This window comes from Soonwooa purpurea (assembly GCF_053891095.1).
In genome coordinates this window covers 132,850-159,027 of the sequence record NZ_JBSSMA010000003.1, presented here as the reverse complement: position 1 = coordinate 159,027, position 26,178 = coordinate 132,850, and the positions used below count along the sequence as shown (strand labels likewise).

Below are 26,178 nucleotides of genomic sequence, written 5' to 3'. Positions count from 1 at the left end.
GTTTAGTAGCTTAAAACATTATTTTTAATATGTGACTTGTTTTTCTCGCCAGGATGCATTAGAAATTTGACGGCATAAAATAAAGTTGCCAAAGTGATGACCGAGATAATGACAACAATAGCCCAATCCCAATTGGACTGCGGGCCTTTTCCGTGGGTGAGTTCCTGGGTTATTTTGGGTTGTTGTAATTTGCAAGCCTCGCAAGCTTTAGAAAAACCTCCTAACAAAACAAAAATGAAACTTATTAATTGATACTTTTTCATGTTATTTTTTTTCTATTTTATCCATAATATTTTGTACTTCTTCTACAGTTACTTCGGACGCATTATTCCCCCAACTTTTGCGTTCGTGGTTAATAATGGCAGCAACTTCTTCGGCTTTTAGGTTGGCTGTTGTCCCTACAGCAGGCATTTCTGCGTAGGCTGGTGCAAGGCCATTGTAACCATTCATGATGATGGTAACGTATAATTCGATATTATTTCCTAATACGACTTGGTCGCCCTTAAGAGGTGGAAAAGCTCCCGGAACGCCTTCTCCAGATGCCTGATGACAAGTAGCACAATGGGTGATGAATAAAGCTTCGCCATCGGGTAAATTGGATTTTGATCCTGTTTCAGATTTTTTTTCTTTTTGTTTATATAAGAATTCTTTTGGTGCAATAGATTTTGGAAGGTCAGGCTGTTTTAAAAATAAAAGATAGGCAACCAAATCTTTTGCATCTTGCGAAATCACGATTTTTTTTGTTTTTGATTTTAGAAATTCGGTTGGGATTTTGGCTTCAACATCATTGGGATCCAAAGCATCTTTTTCAATAAATAGCCAAGGATAGGCAGGCATTATCGATTGTGGAACGACAGCCCGTGGATTATAAAGGTGTGTATAATGCCAATCTAGACTCGATTGTCGTTGCCCAATATTGGTTAAATCTGGACCAGTACGTTCGGTTCCCATCAAAGTGGCTGTATTCTGAAATAAATTTAATCTTTTGTTTCTAGCATAATCCGAAGCAATACTTGGTCGACTTCCAAAGACCTGATCCATATCCACATTTCTAACTTGTTGGGTATGACATGCAACGCAACCTTCTTTAATGAATAGCATTTTGCCTCTGGTTTCAGTCTCTGTCATCGCTTTGCTCGTAGAAAGAGGTTGATATATCCTTTGGTTGTCGAGCGCTGGCAATATGCAAATGATAAGAGTAAGCACCAAAAAGAATAATAATGAGGCTGAATATAATTTTTTATGATCGTTAAAAAAATCCATCATTTGATATTTTTATTAGATTGAATAATTTTTAAAACTTCTTGAGGCGATTCTGGAAGTATAATTTCGGCACGTGGTTTTAGCATTCTATAAAAATTATAAGCAAAAATGAGATGCGAAATCCACATCATAGTCCCGCCGATAGCTCTCCACAGCCAATAAGGCATCATATTAACAACACCCTCTATAAAAGGTTTTTTATCTATCCAAGAAAGTCCTTTTTCTGTAGAGCCTATCATGAGAGAGAATACGTATATCAAAAGACCAATTAATGCTACCCAAAAATGGATTCCAACACTTAAACTAGGTGGTTCATACGAAGTTAATCTAGGGATTAAAGTATAGCAAAATGACCATAGCATAAAAGTAATAATCCCATACATCGTAATGTGTGAATGGGCAACTGTAAAATCTGTAAAATGCCACATGAGATTGGTAGAACGAAAGGCTTCCGCAGTTCCTTGTAAAGATCCAGTAAAATAAAAAATAATGGAAACCACATAAAATGGTAAAACATAACTTAATTTTATACGATGCCAAGAACCTTTAATAGTGAAAAAAAAGTTGGTACTTCCCGCTGCTACCGGAATAACCATACCGACACTGGAAACAATTGCTATGGTCTGCATCCACCACGGAATTGCAGAAAAAATGAAATGGTGGGTCCCAATAAGAGTATAAAACAATATCTGTGTCCAAAAGGCTAAAATACCCAAACTATAAGAATAAATAGGACTATTAAGTTCCTGAGGAAGAAAATAATACATCAACCCAAGATTGAAAAACATAAACCACATTCCCACACCTTGATGCATATAATATCCTTGTGCAATAGTTTCTCCAAGGCCATCTTGCCAAAAAGGAAAGTAAGCAACAATTAATATAACAATTACAAACATTAAGGCTGAAATAATATACCAGTTCGATAAGTAAATTTCTTCTGTTTTTCGAGAAGCAATGCACTTCATATGATTGTAAAGTGTAATAACAATCCCAATTGCAAAGAGAAGCATAATAGGCCAAATATATTCACGATATTCGCCACCGCTATTATTAAGCCCAGCCATAAGGCTTATACTTCCCAATAACACGGCAGAATTCATCAAAATTAAAGTAGCATAACCTATCTTTAAACTATGTATAATAGTATTGCCAACGCGCGGAACCACAAAATAAGAAAGTCCCACCATCGCAATAGAAGACCAACCCCAAAACACAATATTGGTGTGCGTAGGACGTAACCTTCCGAAGCTCAACCAACTCACATGATCTGCGTCCGGAGCGACAAATTTGATTCCCAAATACATTCCGATAGTTGTCCCAATAATTAACCAAAAAATACTACAGCCAATGTACCATAGTATTAATTTTTTTTCTGCTTTAGGAATTTTTATAATGGATTTTTCGTAGCGTTTGGTTTGCATAAAACGCATATCTTTCACTTCTTTACTTTCTGTGATAAGACCTCTTTTGTCTTCAATGTTTAGATTTTTCGAAAGTTCATTTCCAGAAAGTTCAAATTCTAATTCGGATTTTCGTTTTCTTAATTCATCAATTTCATCAGGCTTTAATTCAGAAATTTTGGTATATATATTTCTAAGCTCTCTTTTCTTTATAATATTATAAATCATGTGATTAACTTTAATTAATGTTAAAATTAAAGCAAATATTATAGGGATAAGAAGTAACAGAATTGTAATTTGTATACCCGTATTACCGAAAAGTCCATCCATGACAGAAATGTTTAAAAATTTTAGTTCTCTAAATTTACAGCAGTTAAAAAGGACAATTTTATGATTACAATCATAAATTCTAAGAGCATATTGTTGTATTATCTTGACATAACACAATTTTTTGTTTTTTTGAAAGAATTACTTAACCTATTTGTTCCATATTTTAGTCAGCTTTTGTTATATTTGTTAGGCGACGAAACTGGTCTTTAATTAAAACTCTCACTATGCTTATTCATGAAAATATTTTAATGGAAAATGGGGCTAGTATTAAAAATTTCAAACCAAAAGAAATTATTTTTGAGGAAGGAAATCTTGTACATTATTATTTCCAAATTCATCAAGGCGAAGTGAAAATTAATAACTACAATGCCGATGGGACCGAGTTTATTCATAATATTTTAGGAGATGGGCAAAGCTTGGGAGAATCCTCTCTGTTTAATGAGAAACCTTATCCTATGAATTCTATCGCAATTTCCGATTGCAAAATTTTATGCCTTCCCAAAAATGATTTTTTTAAACTTTTAAAAGAAAAACCCGAAATTTCCGTAGCGGTAATCCATTATATTTCAGAAAGGATGTATTATAAAATGATTATGATAAAAAATAATTCGGTTAAAAATCCTGTAGAAAAAGTGTGGACTTTGCTCAACTATCTTAAAAGTTTTCAGTTTAATAAAGACGCCTTTTCATTTCAGATCAGACATACCAGACAAGAATTAGCTTGTCTTACGGGCCTTGCTGTAGAAACAGTCATTAGAAGTGTCAAAATTTTAGAAAAAGAACATAAACTGCTTATTCAAAACGGTAAAATTTTTATTTAAAGGCTTATAATTCCTAACATCTATCATGAATTTTTATTTCAATTTTCTTGCTGAATAAATTATAATGTTTAATTTTGTTATTTATAATTATTTTAAATAAAATTAAGAACGATAATATCATCCGTACTTATGAAAAAAACTTTGATTGCTGCCTTGTTTTTAATGGCTTTCGGATTTGGAAAAGCGCAAAAAAACACGTTGTTAGATGGCGGATTTTGGAAAAATAATCCCAATATAGAAATTGTAAAAGCAGAAATAGCTAAAGGCAATAGTCCTTCACAGCAAAATCCTGGTTTCTTCGATCCTGTTGTAATGGCGATTAACAATAAGGTTTCTACCAATGTTATTAAATTCATGGTGGAGCAAAAAGGAAATACTGTAGATAAGAAAACGCATCATTCTAGAACGTATTTGCAATGGGCGGCCGCGTCTGGAAATCTTGAATTGGTGAATTATCTTTTGGCTAAAGCTTCGGATGTGCATTATAAAGACAGTCATGGCTCAGATGTCATCACGTATGCAGCCGAAGCTGGAAATAAAAATACGGCGGTTTACGACGCGCTGATTAAAGCGGGTGCAAATATAAAAACCAAAAATGAAGATGGTGCTACTTTAATAATGCTCACGATTGCGAATGATCCCGAGTTTAAATTAGTCGATTATTTTACTTCAAAAGGATTGTCTATTAAAGATAAAGACAACTACGGACGTAATTTAGCCGATTATGCTGCGCGACTTGGTAATCTTGAAATTATAGATCAGCTTATTGCTAAAGGTGTAAAACCGACAGATCAAGCCTTGTTTTTTGCGACAATGGGTTCCAGAGCAAAACAAAATGGTATAGAAACTTATCAAACTTTGGTGGATAAATATAAGTTAAATCCAAAAGCGATTAGTCCAACAGGGAGTACTTTATTGCACAATCTTGTGAGAAGACCAAATGCAGAAATCATCAATTATTTCTTAGCAAAAGGCGTGGATGTTAACAAAGCTGATAAAGAAGGAAATACTGTGTTAATGGGAGCTTCTCAAGGAAAAGATTCGAAATTGGTGGAAACTTTATTGTCAAAAGCTAAAAATGTAAATGCAACCAATGAAAAGGGCGAAACTGCTTTGATGAAGGCGATGACTTCTGGTGCTGCGGATGTTGTTGCTACTTTATTGAAGAACGGCGCCGATGCGAAGATTTTGGATAAAGACGGAAATAATTTGGTGTATTACTGGTTCAATTCTTTCAAATCTAATGATGCAACAGAAGATTTTAATGCGAAATTAGCTTTACTTCAAAATTCAGGTTTAGATATCAAAGCGCCACAAAAAAATGGAAATACCTTATTGCTTTTAGCGGTGGATAAAGGCGATCTGTCTTTGGTGAAAAAAGCGGCCGAACTGGGTGTTGAGGTCAATGCGCAAGATGCGGATGGAAATTCGGCGTTACACAAAGCGGCTTTAACATCGAAAGACGATAAAATTTTGAAAGCTTTAGTGGAATTGGGCGTTAAAAAAGATTTACAAACCGAATTCGGAGAAACGGCATATGATTTGGCTAAAGAAAATGAATTTTTAACTCAAAATAAAGTTTCAATCGACTTTTTAAAATAAATCGAAAAAAATGAAAAACAACTGGAAATTAGTAGTATTCAGCATTTTCGCAATACTTTTTTCTTCAACTATTTTTGCACAAACCACCAAGTATAAAACCATGATACAGATGAACAGTTATTCTGGGAAGGAAGCTTATGTTGTGGTGTCGTTAATTAATCCAAAAGGGCAATACGAAGCGACTTTGGGGGTTTTGGGTGATGATAATGAGTGGTACAATACGCTTAAAGAATGGGAAAAATTCCGAATTAAGAAGAAAGAAAAACTCAATGCGATTACGGGTGCTTCGGTTGCTGGTGGGGCACGTGCCACAAGAGTGATTGAATTTGATACTGCAAAGTTGAATAAAGGTTACAAAATTCGCTTCGAATCTGCAGTTGAAACTCAAAAATATTTCCCCAAAGATGCGGAAATCGCTTTATCTACAGATGCTTTAGACAATAAAGCGGGAATTAGAGGAACGGGATATATCAAAGCGGTCCGATTCATCAAAGTTCAGTAAAACATGACGGTATCTATTTGGAGATATGCCCATTTGGCATTGGCAATTTTGTCCACGGTTTTTCTTCTCATTCTTTCTGTGACAGGCGTAATTCTCGCGTACGACGCAATTGACGAGAAATTACCCCATCATAAAGTCGAGAATTTCCAAAGTTTAAATCTCGCGCAAGTATTGCCTACTTTGCGCGAGAATTATTTTGAAATCATTGAAGTCAAAGTAGATCACAACGATTTTGTGACCATCGACGCTTTGGACGAAGATGGAAAATCCATCAAAGGTTTTATTGATCCTAGGAATGCTAAAATCATTGGTGAAATTAAACCCAAAAGTGGCTTTATACAGTGGATTACAGCGCTTCATCGTTCTTTATTTCTGAAAGAAACCGGACGAGCCATCGTGGGTGTCGTTTCGTTTTTTCTGATGCTGATTTCCATCAGTGGATTTGTGCTGATTATCAAGCGTCAGAAAGGAATCAAACACTTTTTTACGAGAATTAATAAAGATTTTTTCTCACAATATTTTCATGTTGTTACAGGACGTTGGTTGCTGATTCCCATTTTGGTCATTGCACTTACCGGAACGCTCATTTTTTTGGTACGTTTAGACTATTTTAAAGGTGAAAATCAAGAAATAAAACATGCGTTAAAAACAGATGCAAAACCAAGCAATTTAAAAGATATTTTGTTCTTCAAAAACACCAAACTAACGGATGTCCAAAGAATTGAATTTCCTTTTATTCCCGATGATGAGGCGGAACCTTTTATCGTACACTTAAAAGACAGATCGGTAACCGTTAATCAAGTGACTGGTGAAATTATTTCTGAAAGTTTGTATCCTTATTCACAAGTTTTAGAAAAAATAAATATTGACTTGCATACGGGAAGAACCAGTATTATTTGGGCGGTTATTTTAGGTTTGGCTTCGCTAAATATTCTGTTTTTCATTTATTCAGGATTCGTGATTATGTTCCGTAGAACGAGAACCAAAATCAAAAATAAATTTGGTGCAAAAGACGCGGAAATCATCCTTTTGGTAGGTTCGGAAAACGGAACAACCTTAACATTTGCCAATCATATTCATAAACAATTATTGGGGCAAAATCAGAAATCTTTCTTGGCTGAGATGAATCAGTTTCAAAATTTCCCAAAAGCCAAGCATTTGCTGATTTTTACATCAACTTATGGTTTGGGTGATGCACCAACCAACGCAACAGAATTTGAAAAATTGCTTCAAAAATTTCCTCAGAATCAGAATCTAGAATATTCCGTAGTCGGCTTTGGATCGAAGTCTTACGCAGATTATTGTGCTTATGCGGAAAGGGTAGATGCGCTATTGAAACAGCAATCTTGGGCAAAACAATTACTTCCTTTAATCACCGTGAACGATCGTTCTACTCAGGAATTTGTAAAATGGACGCAACTTTGGAGCGAAAAATCTTTGTACGCTTTGGCAACTGCACCTGCGGTTTATGAAACTAAAATTCCAGGTTTAATTCAGTTTGAAGTGGTAGAAAAGGCATCGACTTCGGAAGATAATTCAACGTTTAAAGTGGTTTTAAAACCTAAGAAAAAGCAAGTTTTCGAATCGGGAGATTTGTTGGCAATTTATCCAGCAAATGACCATCGGGAACGGTTTTATTCGATTGGAAAAAAAGACAACGCCATTCAGTTGGTTGTGAAATTATTCGAAAATGGTCTGGGTTCTGAATTTTTAAACAAACTGAACATTGGCGATCAAATTACCGGTCGCGTGATGAACAATGCGAAATTTCATTTTCCAAAAGAAACTGAAAATGTCGTGATGATTGCCAATGGAACAGGAATTGCGCCGTTTTTAGGAATGATTCATGACAATGTTTTGAAGCGAAATATTCGTTTGTACTCAGGTTTTAGACACGATAATTCTTTAACCGATCAATACCGAAAGTTTGCTGATGAACAGATTTCAAAATCACATTTAGAAAGCATTCATTTTGCGTTTTCAAGAGAAGAAAATAAACAATATGTAATGGATTTAATTCGCCGTGATGAAGCTTATTTTGCCGAAATCCTCAAGAATAGCGGTACGATTATGATTTGTGGTGCGCTCAAAATGCAGCGCGATGTTGAAATGGTTTTGGAGGAAATTGTCCAGAAATATGAGCAAAAATCATTAACGGATTATCATTCGCAGATTTTGTCGGATTGTTATTGATTATAATTGAAAGCCTTGTCAAGGCTCTGAAATAAAAGAATGAACCAAATTTTCAAATTATTTTTTATTGTATTTCTAGTTTTTGCAAACTCGATTTCTGCACAAACTGAGCTGGTGTTTTCGCGTCAAGTCACTTTAATGGGATCTGTTTTTAATATTACAATTGTTCACCAAGATTCCGTAAAAGCGAATGCCAATATTGATCAATGCATTGCAGAAATCGAAAGAATTGAAAATCTGATCTCCGAATGGCGACCGCAAACCCAAATTTCTGAAGTCAACAGAAATGCAGGAATAAAGCCGGTGAAAGTAGATCAGGAAGTATTTGATTTAACAAAACGCGCGATTGACTATTCTAAAATGTCCAATGGCGCATTTGATGTTTCGATTATTGCAATGGACAAAGTTTGGAAATTTGATGGCTCGATGACGGAAATACCAACTCAGGAGGAAATCAAAAATTCGGTTCGACATGTTGGGTATCAGAATATTATTTTAGACCATGAAAATTCCACAATTTTCCTTGCTGAAAAAGCAATGAAAATAGGTTTTGGATCTATAGGAAAAGGCTATGTAGCGGACAAAGGTCGAGTATTGATGCAAAATCTTGGTGTAAAATCCGGAATTGTAGATGCTTCTGGCGATATCGCAACTTGGGGAACGCAACCGAATGGAAAAGCTTGGTATATCGGAATTAGAAATCCTTTTAAAAAACATAAAATAGCTAAGATTTTAAAACTTGAAAATTTGTCGGTGGCAACTTCTGGAAGCTATGAAAAGTTTGCAGAAATCAATGCTATTCGGTATTCTCACATTATTAACCCTACAACAGGAATGCCAGCAACTGGGTTAACGAGCGTTACGATTTATGGACCTTCCACCGAATTTGCTAATGCTTTGAGTACTTCCATCATGGTTTTGGGCGAAAAAGAAGGGAAGAAGTTGGCTAAGCGATATCCAAACTATAAGTTTTTGTTCATAACCGATGCAGGAAAAATTATCAAGTGATTTTGCTAAATTAAAAATACATATAGAATAAAAATAAATTAAAAATCGATTTATTTGTAACGAATAAGCAAAAAATTATACTTATCTGGCAAAGATATTAGTTTATGAAGAAATTATTTTTTAGTCTAAGCCTTTTGGCTTCCTTTGCTAGCATTAATGCACAAAGCGTGCAGGCGGTAGAAACTGCTGCCAAAGTAGATTCTACTTTATTGAAAAATTGGATGCATTCTGATTTTCAGGCTACTGGTATTTATGGTGTAAACACTTTGAAAGCGAAAGCCTTTTTAGCAGAACATAACAGAAAACCACAAAATATCGTAGTTGGTGTTTTGGATAGTGGTGTAGAATATTTCCATGAGGATTTGAAAAACATCATGTGGGTAAATCCAAAAGAGAAAGCTGATGACAAAAAAGATAATGACAAAAATGGTTATATAGATGATATTCATGGTTGGAATTTTGTGACAGATAAAGACGGAAAATCGTATGCAGAAGATACTTTAGAATTAACCAGACAATATTCGAAATATGCTAAAAAATTCGAAAGAAATGAAGCCGCAAAAGTAAAAGATCCGGAAGGATACAAAAGATATCTTGAACTGAAAAAAGATTATTTTTCTACAATTACAAGATATAAAATGACCAAAGAAGTTGCAAATGCTAGAATGTCTTATGTAAAACCAAGACTAGATGCATTAAATAAAGCTTTTGCCGGAGAAACGCTGACTAAGAAAAAAGTAGACTCGTTTGTTTCGGAAGATCCATTGGCTTTAGAAGCTTTGTTTGTTTTTTCAGAAGTTCCACAAAAAGATTGGGAAAACAAAACAATTGAAGAAATCACTGCTTCTTACGAGAAAAAAATCTCAGGAATGTTAGCCAGCGCTGACAATAATATGAAGTACAATTATAATCTTTCATTCAATCCGCAAGAAGGTCTTGGTAAAACCTATGGAAACAATGATGTGAAAGGACTTTCGGATTTCCATGGTACGCACGTTTCTGGAATTATCGCTGCAGAATGGGATAATGGAAAAGGGATGATGGGAACCGGCGGCGGAAACTATGTGAAAATTATGGGCGTACGTACCGTGCCGGACGGAGACGAGCGTGACCACGATGTGGCAAACGGAATCCGTTATGCGGTAAATAATGGTGCAAAAATCCTAAATATGTCTTTCGGAAAATTGGTGGATGATAATAGTCCGCTGGTGAAAGAAGCCTTTAAATATGCCGAATCTAAAAATGTACTAATTGTAAAAGCTGCGGGTAATAACAACCTAAATGTTGATGAAACTACTTTGTATCCCATCACTTTGGTTGATGGAAAACAATACAGCCCAACAACGATTACAGTAGGTGCAAACACGCGTAATGCGGATAATCTGAGAGCGAGATTCTCAAATTTCGGTAAAGCAGCGGTTGATGTTTTTGGTCCAGGAACTGAAATTTACTCAACCATTCCGGGAACAAGCAAATACGGTTTTGCGCAAGGAACTTCGATGGCGTCGCCTGCCGTTGCGGGAGTTGCAGCTTTGGTTTGGTCACATTACCCGAAATTAACAGCAAAAGATATCAAACAAATCTTAGTTGAAACCGTAAATAAAAACGACCAATTAAAAGATATCTCGGTTTCTGGAGGCGTTGTAGATTCTTACAAAGCAGTTCAGAAAGCTGAAGAAATCTATAAACAAAGAAAGTTAAAGTAAATATAAACTTACTTGATTAAATAGGTAATGAGAATCAGATTTAAAATTTGATTCTCATTTTTTTATGAAGTTTAGGACAAAATATAAACTTGATTTACTAAATGCTGCTTCTAATTCGGCTCAAAGTTTCGGGGGAAATGCCAAGGTAAGTGGCGATCATTCCTAATGGTGCACGCAGGATAATGTCTTTGTTTTCTTCCATTAAATCCTCATATTTTTCCCTTGCTGTCATGTATTGCAAAGAAGTCATTCTTTTGGACATTTGCACCATAAGATTTCCTAAAATATACCGACTGAAATTGGCTGCAGGAAGTGATTCTTTGCACAGCTGTTCTAAGCTTTCATAATTGCAGAATACAATGCTTGAATCTTCTAAAGCTTCAATAGTAAATCGACTGGGCTCTTGCTGGAAAAGCGTGTCAATATTAGCAACCAACTTGCCTTCTGGGAAAAAATTGGTGGTGATGTCTTTTCCGTTTTCAAAATAAAATAAACGCAGCAAACCTTCTTCAACAAAATAAATATTACGGTTGTAACCACCTTCTCTGCTGATAATGTCCTCTTTTTTGATTTCCAAACTTTGGGTATGTTCCAGCATAAAGTCCCGGATCTCGGTATCATTAGGGAAAAACTCAGAAAGAATATCAAAAAATTTCATACTTCGCAAAATCTGATTTTGTTTAAAATAACTCAATTGAATTGCAAAGAAAAGGATTTCCCGATAACTCAGAAAATCCTTATCAACAAATACAAAATGAAAACTGAATTATTCAGCTACTCCATCTTTTTCTAAGACTTGCTCTTCAGCTCGGTATTTTTTGAAGAGAAAATTTAATTTAACTTTTAAAGCCACCCAACCCAAAACAAAATACACAATGGCAAGGATGAACAGGTGCCAGAAATATTTTTGCGTAAGATAATCGGAACCATGTTGGATTACCGTAATCTTCAAAGCTTCCAAATAGGGCGTCAATGGGATAATATCGGTAAAAGCTCTGATGGCATCGGGCATGGCATAAGTTGGCCAGGTAAATCCACTGATGATAAATGCGGGCGAAGCGATTATCATTAGAACCTGTGTCGCCTTCAAAGCATCAGGAAGAATAATGCTGAAAAAAACACCCAAATTGGTAGAAGCCAACACAAAAAATGCAGTAATCCAAAAGAAATTCATCACATTCTCAGGCGCTGGAATTTTAAAATAAACACTGAATGCATAAAACATCAACACATTAAGCACAGAAAATAACCATATCGGAAGACATTTTATCCCCATAATTAAAGCAGCATATTTTTCTTTTCCTTTGAAACTTGTAGTGAAACCTTCGCGTTTAAACTCTTCCGAAAAGCTTACCGCCATTGCCAGTAAAATTACCTGCTGAAGAACCACCGCCATTAAAGCAGGCCACATAAAAATAAGATAATTGCTGGTGGTGTTGAAGAGCGTGATGTAATTTGCTTTGAAGGGCTCGTACTGTGTGCTGGCTTCGGAAGCTGAAAGGCCTTTCTTTTGTAACGCTTTAATTTCTGCGCCGGCAGAGAAAGTTCCCAAAGTCGTTTGTATGGCTTTGCTCGCAAAATTAGCGGTTAGGACATTGGACGTGTTTACAAAGACATTCACTTCGGGATATTTTTTCTGAAGCATCATCCCCTCAAAACGTTCCGGAATGACCACCACAGCCGCCGCTTCTTTTTTTATCACTTCATCTTTTAAATTGAGTGGCTGCTCCAGATAATTAAGGATTTTCAACGAAGAATTATCTGTTAACATATCAACCACTTGTTGCGAAAGTGGCGTTTTGTCAAGATTAATTACTAATACCGGAATGTCGGTTACTTTTCCTTGTTGATACGTAAAGCCCATTAAAAGTGCGTAAATAAGCGGTGCCAAGAAGAATACAGAAAGTAAGGTGCTGTTGGAAAGAAAGAGTTTGAACTCTCTTTTTATTAAAAATAATGTATGTTTCATGGCTTTGTTTTATTGTAGAACCACACTTGCATTCACCAAAAGTGAAGCAGTTTTGGATGGGTCAGCTGGAATTACTTTCACTTCGTATACGGCATCTTCAGGGTTGTAATCTGGGAAAGCGGTGGTGATATCTGCGTATTTTGTTAATTGTTTGATGCTCACAATTTTTCCAGAAAATTCTAGATTTCCGTATGTGCTTTTCATTTGAACGGTCATTCCTTTTTGGTATTTTGAAATTTTACTTTCTGGAATGGTAAATCGGAAATAAGTGGAATTCGGGACATAACCATTGAACAGCGCATAGCCAGCCGTTGCCAATTCGCCTTTGTGGAGACTTATGGTTTCTATTTCCATATCGTTGGTCGCAATAACATAACGTTCAGAATAGGCTACGTTGGCTTCCTGTAAAGCGCCCATGGCTTGTGAGGCTTGTCCTTCTGCCATATTAATTTTTTCAAAACGGGTGCCTTTTTCCACTTCATGAAGTTCGGCGTTTACGGCATCGAGTTGTGCTTTTGCTCCTTGATATTTAGCGAAAACCTCGTCGTAATTTTGTGGCGACATCAAACTGTCACGGAACATATTTCGTGCTCTATTGTATGATTTCGAAGCAAACTCATATTGTTCTTTTAGTCCTTTTTGTTTGGCTTTTAATTGACGCAGTTGGTCTGCTGATGCGCCGTTTTTTGCCAACTGCGCTTGGGCATTTGCTGCTGCTGTAGCGCCTTTGGCCTGTGCAATTTTTGCCGAAACTTCTGGGACGTCTAGCTTTGCTAAAGTGTCACCTGTTTTTACATTTTGTCCTTCTTCAACATAAATGTCGAGGATTCTTCCCGTTACCTTCGGCGAAAAAGAAATGACTTCTTTTTTTGTTTTTCCTTCAAAACCTTGTTGTGGTTTTTGCTCGGTACAAGCAACTAAAGTGAGGCTTGCAGTAAGTGTAAATATTTTGAATAAGATCTTCATTTCTAAGATGGATTATAGTTTGTTGATGTCTAAATTTTGGGTCGCTTTCATCAGCTCAATAGCGCTGCGTCTTTGGTTGTAGATGGCGGTTTGGTAGTCGAGTTCTGCGGTTTGTAAATCGTTTTCTGCATCAATAAGATCGGATGATTTTTTGGTTCCATAACGGAATTCTTTTTCCACATTTTCCAAGGCTAGTTTTGCAATGTTTTTGGCTTTTTCTTTCAGCGTAATTTGGGCATTGGCAATGTCGTAGTTGGTTTGGTTATTGGCTAAATTTAATTTTAATTTTTTCTGGGCGTCTCGTTTTTTATTTTCGAGGATTTCCTTATTAATTTTTGCGCCTTCCACCGCTGTTTTTCCTTCGTTGCCATCAAAAATATCCCATTTAAAACCTACCCCGGCCTGGAACAACGGAAAGATGTTTAAGTTAGAAGGATTAAGATCCAACTTTGAGTTGAAGCCTTGAATTAAATCTTTAGAAGTGGAAATGTGATTGTCGTACAAACCAAAATAGGAGAGTGAGGTCTGCGCTTGTACTTTCGGAACCCACCATTTTTTTTCGGCTTCTATTTTATATTCGGAAGCTTTTATTCCATGTTCTAATGCCTGAATTTCCGCGCGATTATCGATGTTTTCATTTATTAATGCGTAAGAAATAGGTTTTAAAATAGGTTGTATTGCAGCAATTCGGGTACGGTCAATGCCTGTTAAAACTTCCAATTGTGTCATTAAAAGTTGTTTTTTGCCTTCGTATTCCACAATTTTTGAATCTAAAGTAGCCTGCGCTAACTCAATTTTTTTGTGATCATAAGGCGTGATTAATCCATAACCAAGCGCTTTATCAGCGGTTTTTCGGTTAATGTCTAATCGTTTTTTACTTTCATCCAAAACTTTTCGGGATTCCTCCAACAGTGCAAAAGTGTCGTAGGCTTGCGAAATGCTGGTCACCACGTCGTCTTTGCTTTTTTCCATCAATTTTTGTTCGGAAAGATTTTTCTCACGATTGGCTTCTTTCAGGTATTTTACTTTTCCACCAGAATAGAGTAGGACGGATGCTTCCGCCTTTGCCATCGTTGAAACTCCTGAAATATTCAAACTGTTTCCACGTTTTGGAATTGTTAAACCTGGGAAAATATTGGGAATGGCCGGAATACTAAATTCGGGTGTTGTGAAATGTGCAGAAGTGTAAAGATAACCGGCTTGTCCCGAAATATCGACTTTTGGAAGGAAAACATCTTTTAGTTTTTCGTCATCCAAATGCGTGATTTTGTTCTGCAAAATCTGCTCGTTGAGCGTCCCGTCGCTGGCAAGTGCGCTGTTGATGAGCTCTTGCAAAGTGGGTGCGGAGGTTTGAGAAAAAACAAGCGAAGGAAATAAAAATAGGATTCCCGCCCATTTTTTAGTTCTGTTTTTCATTTTGTTTTGTTGTTTGTTGAGACTACAAATTTCTGACAATTAAAAAAGCATTCCTTTGACATTTATCAAAAAATGAGTTTAATTCAAAAAAAGCACTTTAAAATTACGAATGTTAAATTATAAAAAATTGAGCTTAGTTTTTAAAACTTTCATGTAATTGTTTGGTTTTTATTTATATTGTTTTTATTTATATTGTTTTGATTATTGTTTGTTTTAGGTATTAATTTGTCAGTTTTGAAAAAGCTTTTTTTTGATTTTAATTGCATACAAAAAAACGCATACAAATAAGTATTGGATGCGTTTTTAAAACAGAATTGTTTTAAATTTTATTTATCGGGATTATTAATTTTATCCTTGATTTTGGCTTCTAATTCTTCAGCTAATTCAGGATTATCTTTAATCACTTCTTTAACAGCATCTCGGCCTTGTCCTAGTTTTGTCCCTTCATAACTGAACCAAGAACCGCTTTTTTGGATAACGCCCAACTCAACACCTTGATCTAGTATTTCGCCAACTTTAGAAACACCTTCGCCGTACATAATGTCAAATTCTGCCATTTTGAAAGGTGGCGCTACTTTATTTTTAACGATTTTCACTTTTACGCGACTTCCAACTGCTTCGTCACCATTTTTGATTGGTGCGCTTGCTTTACGGATATCAACTCTTACAGAGGCATAGAATTTCAGTGCATTTCCACCAGTTGTTGTTTCTGGATTTCCGAACATAACCCCGATTTTTTCTCTTAACTGGTTGATGAAGATTACGGTGCATTTGGTTTTAGAAATAGTCGCTGTTAGTTTTCTTAAAGCCTGAGACATTAATCTTGCGTGAAGTCCCATTTTGGAATCTCCCATTTCGCCTTCGATCTCAGCTTTTGGTGTTAATGCAGCAACGGAGTCAATTACGACAATATCAATAGCGCCAGAACGGATTAGGTTATCGGCAATTTCCAAAGCTTGTTCGCCATTGTCTGGTTGAGAAATAATTAGGTTATCCAAATCGATTCCTAATTTGGAGGCATAAGTTCTGTCAAAAGCATGTTCCGCATCTATGAATGCTGCAATGCCGCCTTGTTTTTGTGCTTCTGCAATGGCATGGAGGGTCAAGGTTGTTTTTCCCGAAGATTCTGGACCATAGATTTCGATGACTCTTCCGCGTGGATAGCCACCTACGCCCAAGGCTAAATCTAATCCTAAAGAACCAGAAGGAATAACTTCTATCGTGTGATCTACAGAGTCTTCACCAAGCGTCATCACAGTGCCTTTTCCGTAGGTTTTATCTAATTTGTCAAGCACCAATTGGAGTGCTTTCTTTTTATCTTCAATATTGCTCATAAGTAATTTTATGATTCAAAAATACGGAAAAATCTTTAGTTAAATTATTTAAAAATATAGATAAATTTTCTCAAAGATTATAAAAGATAAAATATACCTAATACTAGGTATATTTTATTGTTTGTGATAGAATAAATTTGGATTATTATTATAAAAATTAAAAACCATGAAAACAATTATTACTTCTTTTGCGTTAGTATTTGCTATTAATGCTTTCTCGCAATCAGAAGCACCTGGTATTCTTTGGAATAAAGATTTTGAGTCGAGCTCTTCAGATTTTAATTCTGATGAAATTATACAATTGCAAGATTCTAATTTTTTGGTTCTAGGCAATGTATTTGTAGATGGGATAGTTTCGCCCGAATTATCGAAGCTTTCTCCAACAGGAACGGTGTTGTGGCAAAAACAATATGCCAATGTTGCAGGCTATTATGCTTTTGGTTTGAAAGCTGATTCTTCGGGAAATATTTTTTTGCTTTATGAAGGCTCGGAAGGAGTAGAGGATCGAATAGGAAAATTAAACTCAAATGGTGAACAACAATGGCTAAAGTCTATTAGCGTGGAGTCTTATCCAACTTATATATATAGTATAAATGTTCTAAGTGATAATTCACTTTTAGTTTGTGGAACCTATGAAATGGGTGAGACTTCGGGTGGTTATTTTTATGCAAAATATGATAGTAATGGGAATCAAACTTGGATTATGAAAAAATCGTTTACAGGTTTTCCAATTGCTTATATTGGGAATGTAATGCCGCATAGCGATGGAGGTGTGGTTGTATCGGGAGGAAGTTTTGATGCTGACTATAGCGAAGCTGGTTATATCGCAAAATATGACAGTCAACGTAATTTGGTTTGGGAAAAGTATTTAGATTATGCATCTAGTGAGGATACCTATATCCAAAACTCTATCATTTCTGCGAATAATGACATTGTAATATTTGGTAACTATTATATTGATGATAATGAGACTTCATTTGTAACAAAATTAAATAGCGCAGGAAATGAGGTTTGGAGAAAAACATTTACTTATAATGATTATAATGTTAATCAATCTAAAATTATAGAATTCTCTCCTAATGAATATACTATAGCTACTGAACTAAGTAGTCTTACTGATAATGGAAGCACAGCAAATATTAAAAAAATAACTTCCGATGGAAATATTGCTTGGGAACATTCTTATGACAATGAAATTTTTAACGGTTTAGTTAATTTCTCAGATATTATTAAAACCAATGATAATAACCTTATGCTACTTACAAAAAAGTATATGGATGAGGCTATGATTACTTCAAAATATAGTCTTTATAAAATGGGTGGATCTTTAGCTGTAAAAGATGTTGCAAAGGCTAAAGTTACAATCTATCCAAATCCGACAACAGATTTTATTAACATAAAAGTAGAAGATAGAGAAAATTTAAATCAATTAGAAATTTTTGATCTCTCAGGAAAACTTATAAAAACCTATGAAAATCCAACGAAAAGCATTTCTGTAAAAGATTTATCAAAAGGATCATATTTAATAAAACTTTATTTTGGAAACCAAATTATCACTCAAAAAATTATTAAAAATTAAAAACCATGAAAACTCAGATTTTACTATTTTCTTTATTAGCTTCAAGTTTCATCTCCGCCCAACAATCTTCGGATAGCTTAATCATCAACAAAAACACGATTAAGACTAATCTCACGGCTTATGCATTTAGGAATTTTAATCTTACCTACGAAAGATCTATTAACAAAACCATCGCTGTTAGTGCGACTTTTGCAACGATGCCCAAAGGCGACGTTCCTTTTCTGAATTCTTTTGTAAAGGAAGAAGATCGCGAAGATATTGGCGATATACAATTAGGAAATACAGCTTTCACTTTAGAAACAAGATTTTATTTTGGAAAAAAATACAACAGCGGATTTTATTTGGCACCATATTATCGCTATACTAATATGAAAATTGATGAAATTAGATATAACTTCTACACTTATGATGAAGATACTAACGTAGAAACCAATAATCCGATTGACTTAAATGGTAAGTTTTCTGCCCACAGTTTTGGATTAATGATAGGAGTACAATGGCTATTGGGCAAAAAACAAAATTGGGTATTAGATTGGTGGCTTATCGGGGGTCATTATGGATTCGCAAAAGGTGATCTTGCTGGAAAGACCAAATATGCTCTTACTCCAGAAGAACAACAAGATTTACAAGATGAGATTAATGACTTAAATATTCCTATTGTTAAATATGAAGCTCATATTAATGCGAACGGTGGTACTGTGAAACTAGATGGTCCATGGGCGGGTCTTCGTTCCGGATTGTCATTGGGCTATAGATTTTAATTAAATATAATTAACTGAAATTTTTTCAGGATTTTTTTATTCTTTCAAGGACTCCCTTTATTTAAATAGAGGGAGTTTTATTTTTTTAAGAATTAAATATGTCTTTAAAACAAAAAGACTCTCCAACATTGGAAAGTCTTTTTTTATAATTTTAAAATCTTTTTGATTATAAAGAAGCTGAATGTATTAATAAGTCTGTTAACTTATTAGAATAACCAGTTTCGTTATCATACCAAGATACTAATTTAACAAAGTTTGGAGATAGCATAATACCTGCGTCTTTGTCAAAGATTGATGTTCTCTTATCTCCGATAAAATCTTGAGAAACGACTAGATCTTCTGTATATCCTAAAATACCTTTTAGTTCACCTTCAGAAGCTGTTTTAATTGCTGCTGCGATTTCGTCATAGGATGTTGCTTTTTCTAATCTTACTGTTAAGTCCACTACAGAAACGTCTGCTGTAGGTACTCTGAAAGACATACCAGTCAATTTCCCGTTAAGAGAAGGAATCACTTTTCCTACTGCTTTGGCAGCACCTGTAGAAGATGGGATGATGTTAAGAAGTGCAGAACGCCCACCTCTCCAGTCTTTCATAGAAGGGCCATCCACCGTTCTTTGTGTTGCTGTTGTAGCATGTACCGTTGTCATAAGACCTTCAACAATTCCGAAATTATCATGTACTACTTTTGCTAAAGGCGCAAGACAGTTGGTTGTACAAGATGCATTTGAGAAAATTTTGATATCGTCTGTTAATTCTTTATGGTTAACGCCCATTACGAACATAGGTGTATCATCTTTAGAAGGCGCAGAAAGAACAACTTTCTTTGCACCAGCGTTGATGTGCGCATTTGCAGTATCAGCAGATAAGAAAAGACCTGTTGATTCTACGATGTAGTCAGCACCAACTTCGTTCCATTTTAAGTTATTAGGATCTCTTTCTGAAGTAATGCGGATTGTTTTTCCATTAACTACTAGGTTGTTACCTTCAACTCTGATTTCTCCATTGAAGCGTCCATGTACAGAATCATACTTCATCATATAAGCCATGTACTCTGCGTTGATAAGGTCATTAATACCTACGATTTCGATGTTGTCACGCTCTAACATAGCGTTGAATACTAATCCTCCAATTCTACCAAAACCGTTGATACCTACTTTGATTGTTGACATATTTTACTTTTTAATTTGATAATATATTGTTTCTAAAATTACAAAAATTTATATTAATTACATTGCTAATATTTCGGAAATCTTTAGCAAGTCTTTATCTATTTCGTTATGTTTTTTAATGGCCTCTTCAATAGGGGTATAAATAAGCTTGTTAGACTTCATCCCAACCATCACTTTGTTTTTACCTTCTATAAGACCAACTATGGCACCATAACCCATTTTGCTAGCCAATACACGATCCGCGCAACTTGGTGAGCCACCACGCTGGATATGTCCCAACACCGCTACACGAATATCAAAATTTGGAAATTCCGCTTTTGTTGCTTCAGCTAGATCATAGACATTTCCGAGTTTTTCACCTTCTGCAATCACCACAATGCTTGATGATTTTCCAACTTTTTCAGCTTTTCGGAAAGTACCAAAAAGTTCATCCAGACTGTCTTTTTGTTCAGGAATTAAAATATCCAAAGCCCCAGTTGCAATACCACTATTAAGCGCAATAAAACCAGCATCGCGCCCCATAACTTCCACAAAGAAAACTCTATTATGAGACGTTGCTGTATCACGAATCTTGTCAATAGCTTCCATTGCGGTATTCAAAGCGGTGTCATAACCAATGGTATTATCAGTCCCAAAGATATCATTATCAATAGTACCAGGAACGCCAATAACAGGTATTCCAAATTCTTCATTGAAAATCTTAGCACCAGTAAAACTACCATCTCCACCGATGCATACCAAAGCATCAATATGATGTTTTTTGCATTGTTCAAAAGCTGTGGCACGGCCTTCTGGTGTTTTGAATTCTGAAGAACGGGCAGATTTCAAAATGGTTCCTCCTGCATTAATTATATTTTTAACCGAACGAGGTCCCATTTTGGTAAAATCCCCATGGATAAGACCATTGAAGCCTTCGCGAACGCCATAACATTCCAATCCCATACTATTTGCGGTTCTCACCACTGCACGGATTGCAGCATTCATGCCTGGTGCATCTCCACCAGAAGTCAAAACAGCGACTGTTTTTATTTTTTGATTTGACATGATAATATAATTAGTACGCGAATTTACAAAAAAATCGGCATTTTGTTGTGAAGATAACATTTTTGTAATTTGATTTTAATCACATTTGGTATTGCAGAAAAATGATATTTTTTAGCTCAAGACATATTTTCTATTCGCTCAATCTTTAGTATATTTACAAGCGTTAATTTTAATAATAATTAAATTTAAAAATAAATGAAAGTAACCGTTGTTGGCGCTGGTGCTGTAGGAGCATCTTGTGCAGAGTATATTGCGATGAAAAATTTCGCTTCAGAAGTGGTTTTAGTGGATATTAAAGAAGGTTTTGCAGAAGGTAAAGCTATGGATTTAATGCAGTGTGCGTCTCTTAACGCTTTTGATACTAAAATTACTGGTACAACAGGAGATTACAGCAAAACAGCTGGATCTAAAGTAGCAGTTATTACTTCTGGTATCCCCAGAAAACCAGGGATGACAAGAGAAGAACTTATTGGTATTAACGCAGGAATTGTAAAAGAAGTTACAGAAAACTTAGTAAAACATTCTCCAGACGTGATCATCATTGTAGTTTCTAACCCTATGGATACTATGGCTTACTTGGTACACAAAACTTCTGGCCTTCCAAAAGAAAGAATCATCGGTATGGGTGGAGCTTTAGATTCTGCACGTTTCAAATACAGATTGGCGGAAGCCTTAGATTGCCCAATTTCTGACGTTGACGGAATGGTAATCGCAGCTCACTCTGATACAGGAATGCTTCCTTTGATGACGAAAGCGACAAGAAACGGAGTTCCAGTAACTGAATTTTTATCTGAAGAAAAACAAGCTTACGTAGCTGAAGAAACTAAAGTGGGTGGAGCTACATTGACTAAACTTTTAGGAACTTCTGCTTGGTATGCGCCAGGTGCTGCTGTATCTGTGTTGGTGCAGTCTATCCTTTGCGATCAAAAGAAAATGATTCCTTGTTCTTTAATGTTGGATGGCGAGTACGGACAATCTGATATCTGTCTTGGTGTTCCAGCAATTATTGGCGCTAACGGTGTAGAAAAAATTGTTGATATTACTTTAACAGACACTGAAAAAGCGAAGTTTGCAGAAGCTGCTAATGCAGTAAGAGAAGTAAATGGCGATTTGAAATTCTAATTAAGTTTGCTTAAATATAATAAAGGAGTACAGAAATGTGCTCCTTTTTTTGTTTTCAGCTAAAATTAATGAGATGATAATCAGTATATAACGAAATATTTAGTGACGAATTTTAATTTTGATGTAACATAATGATATACTTGTTTGTCTTATATTAAAAACAACACATGAAATTATTTTTGGCAAGTGCGGGATTAGTTTGTAGTACTTTTTTTATGGCTCAAACCACCGTTCAAGATACCATAAAATCAAGCTCCATTGAAGAAGTAAAAATTGTTGCTAAAAAGCCAACCGTAGAAACTAAAGTGGACCGAACCGTTTTCAATGTTGCCGAAAGTTCCATTCTTGCAGGAAATACCACTTGGGAGGTTTTAAGAATGACGCCTTTGGTAAGTATAGATAGCGATGACGTTATAAAATCTGAAGGAGAAAATGTAACCGTTTATATTAACGATAGAAAGTCGGTTTTCACAGGAAAAGAGTTGAAGGAATATTTAAAATCTATTCCAGCCGATAATTTGATGAAGATAGAAGTCATTACCAATCCGTCTTCAAGATACGAAACAACCGGACAGGTAATTAATATTGTTCTTAAAAAACGTGACGACGAAGGTATAAAAGGGAGCGCATCCTTCACCAATAGGCAAAATACTAAAAACAACCAGTATTCTAGCATAAATCTTAATTATCATAAGAAAAATTTCACGCAAACTATTTCAGGAAGTTATAATGATAACACGAATGTATATTCGAACAAAAGAAAGGAACATTATTATGAAAACGATGAATTTTCAACAAGAAATACCGAAAGTATTTGGAAAGGAAAAATGCCTTCTTTGTCGTCCACATCAGAATTGGAACTTAATGATAAAAACAATCTGGGCGTAATTTTCGAGTTTTTTAATAATAAAAGTTATTCAGAAAATTATTCTGAAGGACAAACTTTTCAAAATGACAACTTTGTAAAGTCTTTTGAACAAAACCAAAATCAGAATGGAAAATACAATTCCATCAACTCCAATTTGTTTTATAAATTTTACGATAAAACAAAAAATAAAATTTTTGATGTAAGCGCGGGTGTCAATTACAGTAACAGAAATGACGTTAGCAATTTCAATAAATTAGAAACCATAGGTGCAAATACCAATACAGTTAATAGCCGTTTGTTTCAAGATTCTCAACAACGAAATTATTATTTAAAACTGGATTATTCTCAGCCTTTGGATACATTGGGAAGCAGTATTGAATTCGGTGGGAAAATCGATTTTAATAACAATGTTATTCCTTATTTTTATGAAAATAACCAAGGATTATCCAAAAGAAGTTACTTTCAATATAAAGATAATCTGAATGCTGTCTATGCCAATTATAGCACGAAATTATTCAAAAAACTGGAAACAAGACTTGGACTTCGTTATGAATATATTACGTTGAAATTAACCGAAAATTCGCAAAATGCAACGCGTGAAATTTCATACGGAAAACTCATGCCCAATGTGTTGTTGAAATATACATTTACACCCAATTTTAACCTCTCAACATCCTACAATTATAACCTTTGGCGACCGTGGTATTCGGAGTTTAATCCGTTTGTAATGCCAAGTAATGATGGTACTTTTTCTTCCGGAAATATGGATCTGAATCCTAACCCATATCACCGTTTTACGTTTAAAGTAGGCATGTATAAAAAATATTTCCTCTCTTTGGGTTATAATGTAACCAACAGCGATTATTGGGGAAGTTACAGAAAAGAAGGCGATGATCTCATCAGCTTTCCAGACAATTACGAAGGCCGTTCTGCAAGTTATTCTGCGAACTTCAATACCAATCAAACTTTTTTAAGTAACAAATTAAATGTTAATGTCAATTTAGGAATAAACTACACAGATAACAGCGATTTTAATGCTAGAAATGACATAAAAACCGATAGTTATTTGACTAATTTTAATGGTTCTGCTAACTTTTCATACACCAATTTGTTCAATAAAAACATTAATATTTCGGGTTGGGTAGGAGCGAACACCCAGAATTGGGGAAATACGCAAGGAAACGCCATGAATATTTTTCATAATATTTCGATCACCAAAATTTTTGAAAACTTAGGATTAGAAACAACACTTCAGTTGAATAATATTTTTAAACGTCCTGTGTTTGATAATACCACTTATACATCCATTGGGACCTTCCATAATGTTTCAAAATCCGATTGGTACGGCGCTGCTTTTACCATTACCAAACGCTTTGGAAACCAAAAAGTAAAAGAAAATACCAAAACCGATGCAGAAAAAAATCAGGGTGGCGGAAAATAAATCGAATTTTTTAAAATAGAGAAGAATGTACGAAAGTGCATTCTTTTTTTTTGTTATACCCAAGCTTCTCTTACTGATTTTACCAATAACTCGTGCACGTTATTGCAACCCGATTTTTGAAGAATATTTTTGCGGTGATTGCGAACGGTGTGAATACTCCGTGCCAGCAGATCCGCTATTTCCTCACTTTTTTTACCCTGAATCATATGCTGTAAAATCTCCAATTCCTTTTTCGAGAAAAGCGACTCCATCATTTTAAAATCCTCTTCCAGATGCACATTGTAGAAAGACGGTGCCCCATGCATACCCATAAATGATAGTTTGGGAATACCCGTAAGTTTTAGGTGTGATAAATCTGTAAAAATAGCCAAAGTACGGGCACCACCTTCAGGAAAAAAATAAATAGGAACTACCTGTTGCAACAGCCTTTTGTAGCTATCATCTTTTAGTTTTAAACGATAATCATAAGAAAATTTATACTTAAAAAACAGATCAGGCGTAAGATTACTAAAAAAACGAACAGCACTTTGTTCATAATGATAATAATACGGTAAATCATCTGGATGAATGCTTTCTAAAACCGTTGACAACTCAAAATCCTGTGGCGCATAACCCAACACCTTTTCTACATTGGGATGTACGTATTCCATTTGGGCAGTACGGGTATTAAAAATCACATAAAAATAATCGCCAAAGTGAAACACATCCATATACCGATTGATGATTTCCTTCTGCGAAAGATCTATTTGTTCAATTATTGATTTTGGAATGTTTTCCCAAATATTTCGTAGTTTCTCTATCTTATCCATCAAAAACAAATGGTTTATAACTTATAAATAGCTAGATGTAGCTATTTTTTTGTGAATATATTAAATTTATTTTTGTTAAAAACATTAACATAAAAAAAAATTATTATGCCACTATCCAATCTCAACAATGTGCACCTTGGCACTACAGAAACTACAGAAGCATTAGACGCTTTAACACAGTTAGAAAACGCCTTAGCAGGAATCAACATCAACCTGACTAGCGAAGACCGCCAACGCTATGGAAGCGTAAATGAACAAAACAAACTCTTTGTTAACAAAATTTACGATTACCACAAAAATCAGCCGCAATTGCAAAACGCACAAGTTGATTGGACCGAGTTTGAAAACGACTACAACAGCCGTATGCTCATGGAAAACCTTACGGGCCGATTAGAAAATCTGCTTACCCGACTGAAAAATGCCAAAACCCTATACGATTACGACAATTATCAGGAAGCACTCATTGACTATGCCTACACCAATTACATGGCAGGTACCAGTACGCCAGGTTATGAAACCAAACAAAACGACCTGAAACAGTTTTTTAGTCGAACCCCAAAAAAGCCGTCCGAAACCCCAACCGATGGGTCGGAGACCCCAAGAACGGAGCCCTAAACACAAATGATGAATTAAAAAATAGAAGTTTTGGCGTTTGATGAGCCTAATTTTCAACTAAAAAACCTAAAAACTGAGTTTAACAACCTAAAAAATAAGCTTCACCAACCCCAAATTTGGGCTTAGAAAGCCCAAGTTTTCGGTAAAAGAGAGAAAAATAGCAGTAAAAAACGCCATTACTTCTATCCAGAACCCCAAGACTGGGGTTTAAGACAGAAAAATCTAACCTTGTCAGGGTTCCGAACCCTGACAAGG

General features: G+C 35.3%; 22 protein-coding genes. 11 read left to right on the top strand and 11 right to left on the bottom strand.

Annotated elements, in window-relative coordinates; all coding sequences use genetic code 11:
* Positions 1 to 2: 2 nt before the first annotated feature.
* Genes ACVFVN_RS04230 through ACVFVN_RS04220 form a run of 3 tightly spaced genes read right to left on the bottom strand, consistent with a single transcriptional unit; the run spans position 3 to position 2,996 of the window.
* Positions 3 to 263 carry a hypothetical protein gene (locus tag ACVFVN_RS04230; RefSeq protein ID WP_456234321.1) on the bottom strand — a complete coding sequence of 87 codons (261 nt, stop codon included), beginning with the start codon at positions 261 to 263 and terminating at the stop codon, positions 3 to 5.
* Position 264: 1 nt separating this feature from the next.
* Positions 265 to 1,266 carry a cbb3-type cytochrome c oxidase subunit II gene (locus ACVFVN_RS04225; protein WP_456234320.1) on the bottom strand — a complete coding sequence of 334 codons (1,002 nt, stop codon included), beginning with the start codon at positions 1,264 to 1,266 and terminating at the stop codon, positions 265 to 267.
* A complete protein-coding gene (locus tag ACVFVN_RS04220; RefSeq protein WP_456234319.1) occupies positions 1,263 to 2,996 on the bottom strand; it encodes a cbb3-type cytochrome c oxidase subunit I in 1,734 nt (577 codons plus the stop codon). The genes ACVFVN_RS04225 and ACVFVN_RS04220 overlap by 4 nt, the downstream gene beginning before the upstream one ends.
* A 224-nt stretch (positions 2,997 to 3,220) precedes the next feature.
* Here ACVFVN_RS04220 and ACVFVN_RS04215 point away from each other — a divergent pair, with 224 nt between their 5' ends.
* From ACVFVN_RS04215 to ACVFVN_RS04190, 6 genes are all read left to right on the top strand, one after another.
* Positions 3,221 to 3,817 carry a Crp/Fnr family transcriptional regulator gene (locus tag ACVFVN_RS04215; protein ID WP_165131794.1) on the top strand — a complete coding sequence of 199 codons (597 nt, stop codon included), beginning with the start codon at positions 3,221 to 3,223 and terminating at the stop codon, positions 3,815 to 3,817.
* Between the two features lie 129 nt (positions 3,818 to 3,946).
* A complete protein-coding gene (locus ACVFVN_RS04210; RefSeq protein ID WP_456234318.1) occupies positions 3,947 to 5,419 on the top strand; it encodes an ankyrin repeat domain-containing protein in 1,473 nt (490 codons plus the stop codon).
* Between the two features lie 10 nt (positions 5,420 to 5,429).
* Entirely contained in the window at positions 5,430 to 5,921 is a 492-nt protein-coding gene (locus ACVFVN_RS04205) for a DUF2271 domain-containing protein (protein WP_456234317.1), read from the top strand.
* A 3-nt stretch (positions 5,922 to 5,924) separates the two neighbouring features.
* Complete coding sequence (locus tag ACVFVN_RS04200) at positions 5,925 to 8,114, top strand: PepSY domain-containing protein (RefSeq protein WP_456234316.1); 2,190 nt, start codon at positions 5,925 to 5,927, stop codon at positions 8,112 to 8,114.
* Positions 8,115 to 8,153: 39 nt separating this feature from the next.
* Positions 8,154 to 9,122, top strand: a complete 969-nt coding sequence (locus ACVFVN_RS04195; RefSeq protein ID WP_456234315.1) for an FAD:protein FMN transferase — start codon at positions 8,154 to 8,156, stop codon at positions 9,120 to 9,122.
* A 104-nt stretch (positions 9,123 to 9,226) separates the two neighbouring features.
* Positions 9,227 to 10,828, top strand: coding sequence for a S8 family serine peptidase (locus ACVFVN_RS04190; RefSeq protein ID WP_456234314.1), 1,602 nt, complete (start codon positions 9,227 to 9,229; stop codon positions 10,826 to 10,828).
* Between the two features lie 97 nt (positions 10,829 to 10,925).
* Here ACVFVN_RS04190 and ACVFVN_RS04185 read toward each other — a convergent pair whose 3' ends face one another.
* From ACVFVN_RS04185 to recA, 5 genes are all read right to left on the bottom strand, one after another.
* Positions 10,926 to 11,486 carry a Crp/Fnr family transcriptional regulator gene (locus ACVFVN_RS04185; RefSeq protein WP_165131777.1) on the bottom strand — a complete coding sequence of 187 codons (561 nt, stop codon included), beginning with the start codon at positions 11,484 to 11,486 and terminating at the stop codon, positions 10,926 to 10,928.
* A 108-nt stretch (positions 11,487 to 11,594) separates the two neighbouring features.
* The gene (locus ACVFVN_RS04180) at positions 11,595 to 12,797 is read right to left on the bottom strand and encodes an ABC transporter permease (RefSeq protein WP_456234313.1); all 1,203 of its coding nucleotides are present in this window, start codon (positions 12,795 to 12,797) and stop codon (positions 11,595 to 11,597) included.
* Positions 12,798 to 12,806: 9 nt separating this feature from the next.
* Positions 12,807 to 13,763 (bottom strand): HlyD family secretion protein, encoded by a 957-nt coding sequence (locus tag ACVFVN_RS04175; protein ID WP_456234312.1) that lies wholly within the window; start codon positions 13,761 to 13,763, stop codon positions 12,807 to 12,809.
* A 12-nt stretch (positions 13,764 to 13,775) separates the two neighbouring features.
* A complete protein-coding gene (locus tag ACVFVN_RS04170; RefSeq protein ID WP_456234311.1) occupies positions 13,776 to 15,179 on the bottom strand; it encodes a TolC family protein in 1,404 nt (467 codons plus the stop codon).
* A 326-nt stretch (positions 15,180 to 15,505) separates the two neighbouring features.
* Positions 15,506 to 16,513 (bottom strand): recombinase RecA, encoded by a 1,008-nt coding sequence (gene recA, locus ACVFVN_RS04165; RefSeq protein WP_165131765.1) that lies wholly within the window; start codon positions 16,511 to 16,513, stop codon positions 15,506 to 15,508.
* 166 nt (positions 16,514 to 16,679) lie between these two features.
* On the opposite strand from recA, the gene ACVFVN_RS04160 reads away from it, so the two are divergent.
* On the top strand, positions 16,680 to 18,092 hold the full coding sequence (locus ACVFVN_RS04160; RefSeq protein ID WP_456234310.1) for a T9SS type A sorting domain-containing protein: 1,413 nt from the start codon (positions 16,680 to 16,682) through the stop codon (positions 18,090 to 18,092).
* A 5-nt stretch (positions 18,093 to 18,097) separates the two neighbouring features.
* Complete coding sequence (locus tag ACVFVN_RS04155; protein WP_456234309.1) at positions 18,098 to 18,853, top strand: DUF3575 domain-containing protein; 756 nt, start codon at positions 18,098 to 18,100, stop codon at positions 18,851 to 18,853.
* A 166-nt stretch (positions 18,854 to 19,019) separates the two neighbouring features.
* Here ACVFVN_RS04155 and gap read toward each other — a convergent pair whose 3' ends face one another.
* Complete coding sequence (gene gap, locus ACVFVN_RS04150) at positions 19,020 to 20,024, bottom strand: type I glyceraldehyde-3-phosphate dehydrogenase (protein WP_165131756.1); 1,005 nt, start codon at positions 20,022 to 20,024, stop codon at positions 19,020 to 19,022.
* Positions 20,025 to 20,081: 57 nt separating this feature from the next.
* A complete protein-coding gene (gene pfkA / locus ACVFVN_RS04145; RefSeq protein ID WP_165131753.1) occupies positions 20,082 to 21,068 on the bottom strand; it encodes a 6-phosphofructokinase in 987 nt (328 codons plus the stop codon).
* Between the two features lie 195 nt (positions 21,069 to 21,263).
* Here pfkA and ACVFVN_RS04140 point away from each other — a divergent pair, with 195 nt between their 5' ends.
* A complete protein-coding gene (locus ACVFVN_RS04140) occupies positions 21,264 to 22,190 on the top strand; it encodes a malate dehydrogenase (RefSeq protein WP_456234308.1) in 927 nt (308 codons plus the stop codon).
* A gap of 167 nt (positions 22,191 to 22,357) precedes the next feature.
* Complete coding sequence (locus ACVFVN_RS04135) at positions 22,358 to 24,499, top strand: TonB-dependent receptor domain-containing protein (protein WP_456234307.1); 2,142 nt, start codon at positions 22,358 to 22,360, stop codon at positions 24,497 to 24,499.
* Between the two features lie 53 nt (positions 24,500 to 24,552).
* Here ACVFVN_RS04135 and ACVFVN_RS04130 read toward each other — a convergent pair whose 3' ends face one another.
* Entirely contained in the window at positions 24,553 to 25,308 is a 756-nt protein-coding gene (locus tag ACVFVN_RS04130) for a LuxR C-terminal-related transcriptional regulator (RefSeq protein ID WP_456234306.1), read from the bottom strand.
* A gap of 105 nt (positions 25,309 to 25,413) precedes the next feature.
* On the opposite strand from ACVFVN_RS04130, the gene ACVFVN_RS04125 reads away from it, so the two are divergent.
* Positions 25,414 to 25,923, top strand: a complete 510-nt coding sequence (locus ACVFVN_RS04125; protein ID WP_456234305.1) for a hypothetical protein — start codon at positions 25,414 to 25,416, stop codon at positions 25,921 to 25,923.
* Positions 25,924 to 26,178: the final 255 nt, after the last annotated feature.

Excerpts from the sequence above, each read along its gene's own strand:
- ACVFVN_RS04155 (WP_456234309.1), top strand. The coding sequence starts at position 18,098 with ATGAAAACTCAGATTTTACTATTTTCTTTATTAGCTTCAAGTTTCATC.
- ACVFVN_RS04185 (WP_165131777.1), bottom strand. The coding sequence starts at position 11,486 with ATGAAATTTTTTGATATTCTTTCTGAGTTTTTCCCTAATGATACCGAG.
- ACVFVN_RS04205 (WP_456234317.1), top strand. The coding sequence starts at position 5,430 with ATGAAAAACAACTGGAAATTAGTAGTATTCAGCATTTTCGCAATACTT.
- ACVFVN_RS04160 (WP_456234310.1), top strand. The coding sequence starts at position 16,680 with ATGAAAACAATTATTACTTCTTTTGCGTTAGTATTTGCTATTAATGCT.
- pfkA (WP_165131753.1), bottom strand. The coding sequence starts at position 21,068 with ATGTCAAATCAAAAAATAAAAACAGTCGCTGTTTTGACTTCTGGTGGA.
- ACVFVN_RS04215 (WP_165131794.1), top strand. The coding sequence starts at position 3,221 with ATGCTTATTCATGAAAATATTTTAATGGAAAATGGGGCTAGTATTAAA.
- ACVFVN_RS04210 (WP_456234318.1), top strand. The coding sequence starts at position 3,947 with ATGAAAAAAACTTTGATTGCTGCCTTGTTTTTAATGGCTTTCGGATTT.
- gap (WP_165131756.1), bottom strand. The coding sequence starts at position 20,024 with ATGTCAACAATCAAAGTAGGTATCAACGGTTTTGGTAGAATTGGAGGA.
- ACVFVN_RS04130 (WP_456234306.1), bottom strand. The coding sequence starts at position 25,308 with ATGGATAAGATAGAGAAACTACGAAATATTTGGGAAAACATTCCAAAA.
- ACVFVN_RS04135 (WP_456234307.1), top strand. The coding sequence starts at position 22,358 with ATGAAATTATTTTTGGCAAGTGCGGGATTAGTTTGTAGTACTTTTTTT.
- ACVFVN_RS04230 (WP_456234321.1), bottom strand. The coding sequence starts at position 263 with ATGAAAAAGTATCAATTAATAAGTTTCATTTTTGTTTTGTTAGGAGGT.
- ACVFVN_RS04125 (WP_456234305.1), top strand. The coding sequence starts at position 25,414 with ATGCCACTATCCAATCTCAACAATGTGCACCTTGGCACTACAGAAACT.
- ACVFVN_RS04220 (WP_456234319.1), bottom strand. The coding sequence starts at position 2,996 with ATGGATGGACTTTTCGGTAATACGGGTATACAAATTACAATTCTGTTA.
- ACVFVN_RS04140 (WP_456234308.1), top strand. The coding sequence starts at position 21,264 with ATGAAAGTAACCGTTGTTGGCGCTGGTGCTGTAGGAGCATCTTGTGCA.
- recA (WP_165131765.1), bottom strand. The coding sequence starts at position 16,513 with ATGAGCAATATTGAAGATAAAAAGAAAGCACTCCAATTGGTGCTTGAC.
- ACVFVN_RS04225 (WP_456234320.1), bottom strand. The coding sequence starts at position 1,266 with ATGATGGATTTTTTTAACGATCATAAAAAATTATATTCAGCCTCATTA.
- ACVFVN_RS04180 (WP_456234313.1), bottom strand. The coding sequence starts at position 12,797 with ATGAAACATACATTATTTTTAATAAAAAGAGAGTTCAAACTCTTTCTT.
- ACVFVN_RS04190 (WP_456234314.1), top strand. The coding sequence starts at position 9,227 with ATGAAGAAATTATTTTTTAGTCTAAGCCTTTTGGCTTCCTTTGCTAGC.
- ACVFVN_RS04170 (WP_456234311.1), bottom strand. The coding sequence starts at position 15,179 with ATGAAAAACAGAACTAAAAAATGGGCGGGAATCCTATTTTTATTTCCT.
- ACVFVN_RS04200 (WP_456234316.1), top strand. The coding sequence starts at position 5,925 with ATGACGGTATCTATTTGGAGATATGCCCATTTGGCATTGGCAATTTTG.
- ACVFVN_RS04175 (WP_456234312.1), bottom strand. The coding sequence starts at position 13,763 with ATGAAGATCTTATTCAAAATATTTACACTTACTGCAAGCCTCACTTTA.
- ACVFVN_RS04195 (WP_456234315.1), top strand. The coding sequence starts at position 8,154 with ATGAACCAAATTTTCAAATTATTTTTTATTGTATTTCTAGTTTTTGCA.